Source organism: Mesorhizobium sp. M2A.F.Ca.ET.042.01.1.1, from assembly GCF_003997405.1.
Lineage (GTDB): Bacteria > Pseudomonadota > Alphaproteobacteria > Rhizobiales > Rhizobiaceae > Mesorhizobium.
This window is the reverse complement of sequence record NZ_RZRX01000384.1, coordinates 1-4014: the sequence shown is the minus strand read 5'-3', so window position 1 is coordinate 4014 and position 4014 is coordinate 1. Positions and strand designations below refer to the sequence as shown.

Here is a 4014-nt window from a genome sequence, read left to right as displayed (position 1 = left end):
CATCGTCGAGGGTGACTCCGCCGGCGGCTCGGCCAAGGGCGGGCGCTCGCGCCAGAACCAGGCGATCCTGCCGCTGCGCGGCAAGATCCTCAATGTCGAGCGCGCCCGCTTCGACCGCATGCTCTCCTCCGACATGATCGGCACGCTGATCACCGCGCTCGGCACCTCGATCGGCAAGGACGAGTTCAACGCCGACAAGCTGCGCTATCACAAGATCATCCTGATGACCGACGCCGACGTCGACGGCGCCCACATCCGCACGCTGTTGCTCACCTTCTTCTTCCGGCAGATGCCGGAGCTGATCGAGCGCGGCCATCTCTACATCGCCCAGCCGCCGCTCTACAAAGTGACGCGGGGCAAGAGCTCGCAATATCTAAAGGACGAGAGCGCCTATGAGGAATATCTGATCGGCTCCGGGCTGGATGAGGCCTCGCTGGTGCTCGCCTCCGGCGAGGTGCGGACCGGGCAGGATCTGCGCAGCTCCGTCGACGACGCGCTGGCGGTGCGGCAGCTGATCAACGGCCTGCACACGCGCTACAACCGCAGCGTCGTCGAGCAGGCGGCGATCGCCGGCGCGCTCAATGCCGACGTGCTTGCCGATCTCGGCCGCGCCAACGCCATGGCCGAGCGCGTCGCGCAGCGGCTGGACATGATCGCGGAGGAGACCGAGCGCGGCTGGACCGGCCGGCTGTCGACCTCCAATGACGGCTCCGGCGGCTATGTCTTCGAGCGCACGGTGCGCGGCGTGAAGGATGTGGTGCAGCTCGATGCCGGGCTGATCGCTTCGGCCGACGCGCGCCAGCTCGACCGCTACGCGCCGCGGCTTTCGGAAGTTTATGGCGAGCAGCCGACGCTGCGCCGCAAGGAGACCTCGGAGCTTGTTTCGGGACCGCTGGCGCTGCTCAACGCGGTGTTCGCTTCCGGCCGCAAGGGCCTCACCATGCAACGCTACAAGGGCCTTGGCGAGATGAATGCGGAGCAGCTCTGGGAAACCACGCTGGACCCGAATGTGCGCTCGCTGCTGCAGGTCAAGGTCAACGACGCGACCGACGCCGACTCGCTGTTCTCGCGGCTGATGGGCGACGAGGTGGAGCCGCGGCGCGAGTTCATCCAGGACAACGCGCTGTCGGTGGCCAATCTGGATATCTGAGCGCACCTACATACTCAAAAGAAAGGCCCGGCATTTGCCGGGCCTTTCTTTTGAAGCCTGCAATCAAGCTCAATGATCCATCGCCTTGACGATTTCCTCGGTCATCTTCTTGGCGTCGCCGAGCAGCATCATGGTGCCGTCCTTGTAGAACAGCGTGTTGTCGATGCCGGCATAGCCGGAGCCGAGCGAGCGCTTGACGAAGAGGCAGGTGCGGGCCTTGTCGACGTCGAGGATCGGCATGCCGTAGATGGGGCTGCTCTTGTCGTCGCGCGCGGACGGGTTGGTGACGTCGTTGGCGCCGATGACATAGGCGACGTCGGCCTGCGCGAACTCCGAGTTGATGTCCTCGAGCTCGAACACTTCATCGTAAGGGACGTTCGCCTCCGCCAAAAGGACGTTCATGTGGCCGGGCATGCGGCCGGCGACCGGGTGGATGGCGTATTTCACCTCGACGCCGTTGGCCTTGAGCTTGTCGGCCATCTCGCGCAGCGCGTGCTGCGCCTGGGCGACCGCCATGCCGTAGCCGGGCACGATGATGACCTTCTGCGCGTTCATCATCAGATAGGCCGCGTCGTCGGCCGAGCCCTGCTTGACGGTACGCTCGATGCCGTCGTCGGCAGCGGCCGCCGTCTCACCGCCGAAGCCGCCGAGGATGACCGAGATGAAAGAGCGGTTCATGCCCTTGCACATGATGTAGGACAGGATCGCGCCGGACGAGCCGACCAGCGCGCCGGTAATGATCAGCGCCAGATTGCCGAGCGTGAAGCCAAGCGCTGCCGCCGCCCAGCCCGAATAAGAGTTCAGCATCGACACCACGACCGGCATGTCGGCGCCGCCGATCGGGATGATCAGGAGTACGCCGAGCACCAGCGAGGCGGCGACGATCAGCCAGAAGACGAGCTTGGACTCGGTGGTGACCAGAAGCACGATCAGCACCACCAGGGCGACGCCGAGGACGATGTTGATGAGGTGGCGGCCGCCGATCATGATCGGCTTGCCGGACATGCGGCCGTCGAGCTTGAGGAAGGCGATGACCGAGCCGGTGAAGGTGATGGCGCCGATGGCCACACCGAGGCTCATCTCGACCAGCGCCTGGGCGTGGATGTCGCCCGCCGTGCCGATGCCAAAACTTTCCGGCGCGTAGATGGCGGCGGCTGCCACCATGACGGCGGCAAAGCCGACGAGCGAGTGGAAGGCGGCGACCAGTTGCGGCATCGAGGTCATGGCGATGCGGCGCGCGGTGACGGCGCCGATGCCGCCGCCGATGGCGAGGCCGAGCACGATCAGGCCGAAGCGGCCGGCAGAGGGGGTCGCCAGCGCCAGCGTGGTGGCGATGGCAATGCCCATGCCGATCATGCCGTAGAGATTGCCCTGGCGGCTGGTTGTCGGATGCGAGAGCCCGCGCAGCGCTAGGATGAACAGGATGCCGGAGACAAGATAGAGGAAGGAAGCGAGATTGACGGTCACGTCACTTTTCCTTCTTCTTGTACATGGCGAGCATGCGCTGGGTGACCAGGAAGCCGCCGAAGATGTTGACCGAGACCAGCACCAGGGCGACGAAGCCGAAGCCTGCGGCGAGGCCGGAAGCGGCGATGCCGACGGCAAGCAGCGCGCCGACGACGATGACGGAAGAGATGGCGTTGGTGACGGCCATCAGCGGCGTGTGCAGCGCCGGCGTCACCGACCACACGACATAATAGCCGACGAAGATCGCCAGCACGAAGATGGCGAAGCGGAAGACGAAGGGATCGATTGCGCCGCCCGAGAGCGCATGCGCGGCGTTGCCGGCGGCCTCGGCGCCTGCAGGCGCGTTGGCAAGATCCTGCACCGCCAGCCGCACGGCGGCGGTCGCCTGGTCGAGTTGGTCGAGGGCTTTCTGCAAGGCGTCCATCACGCGGTCCCCTTAGGCTTGGCTGCGGCCTTTTTCTTCGCCGCCGGCTTCGCGTCGGCGGCTTCGGCAACCATGGTCGTCGCCGGAATGGCCGCCGGCTGGGTGCGCGGCTCCTCCGCCGCCTTGGCGAAGGCAGGATGCACGACCCGACCGCCGTCGGTCAGCATCGTCGCCTTGACCAGTTCGTCGTCGCGCTTGATGGCGAGCGTCTTGGTCGTCTTGTCGACCATCGTCTCGAGGAAGGCGTAAAGGTTCTTGGCGTAAAGCAGCGAGGCGGACGCTGCGACACGGCCCGGCACGTTGAGGTGGCCGACGATCTTGACGCCGTTCTCGGTCGTCACGACCTTGCCTGGAACCGCGCCCTCGACATTGCCGCCGCGCTCGACCGCGAGATCGACGATCACCGAGCCCGGCTTCATCGAGGCGACCATGGCGGCCGAGATCAGCTTCGGCGCCGGCCGTCCAGGGATCAGCGCGGTGGTGATGACGATGTCCTGCTTGGCGATGTGCTCGGCCGTCAGCGCCGCCTGCTTGGCCTGATATTCCTTCGACATTTCCTTGGCGTAGCCGCCGGCCGTCTCGGCCGCCTTGAACTCTTCGTCCTCGACCGCCAGGAACTTCGCGCCGAGCGACTGCACCTGCTCCTTTACCGCCGGACGAACATCGGTGGCGGTGACCACGGCGCCGAGGCGGCGCGCCGTGGCGATCGCCTGCAGGCCGGCGACGCCGACGCCCATGATGAAGGTTTTCGCCGCCGGCACGGTGCCAGCCGCGGTCATCATCATCGGCAATGCGCGGTCATATTCGGCCGCGGCGTCGATCACCGCCTGGTAGCCGGCAAGGTTGGCCTGCGAGGACAGCACGTCCATCACCTGCGCGCGGGTGATGCGCGGCATGAATTCCATGGAAAAGGCAGTGATGCCGGCCTTGGCCATGGCGGCCACCGCGGCATCGTTGCCATAGGGGTCCATGA

The 4014-nt window shown here is 66.1% G+C and carries 4 protein-coding genes; 1 reads left to right on the top strand and 3 read right to left on the bottom strand.

Annotated elements, in window-relative coordinates; translation table 11 throughout:
- The coding region (locus tag EOA23_RS32280; protein WP_245474417.1) for a toprim domain-containing protein at positions 1–1150 on the top strand (1150 nt) is incomplete at its 5' end.
- A 69-nt stretch (positions 1151–1219) separates the two neighbouring features.
- On the opposite strand, the gene EOA23_RS32275 is transcribed toward EOA23_RS32280, so the two are convergent.
- The 3 genes from EOA23_RS32275 to EOA23_RS32265 form a co-directional block, all read right to left on the bottom strand.
- The gene (locus EOA23_RS32275) at positions 1220–2617 is read right to left on the bottom strand and encodes an NAD(P)(+) transhydrogenase (Re/Si-specific) subunit beta (RefSeq protein ID WP_127249708.1); all 1398 of its coding nucleotides are present in this window, start codon (positions 2615–2617) and stop codon (positions 1220–1222) included.
- Between the two features lies 1 nt (position 2618).
- Positions 2619–3041 (bottom strand): proton-translocating transhydrogenase family protein, encoded by a 423-nt coding sequence (locus EOA23_RS32270; RefSeq protein ID WP_112128301.1) that lies wholly within the window; start codon positions 3039–3041, stop codon positions 2619–2621.
- A partial coding sequence (locus EOA23_RS32265) for an NAD(P) transhydrogenase subunit alpha (protein WP_145966552.1) occupies positions 3041–4014 on the bottom strand: 974 nt, incomplete at its 5' end. The genes EOA23_RS32270 and EOA23_RS32265, both read right to left, overlap by 1 nt.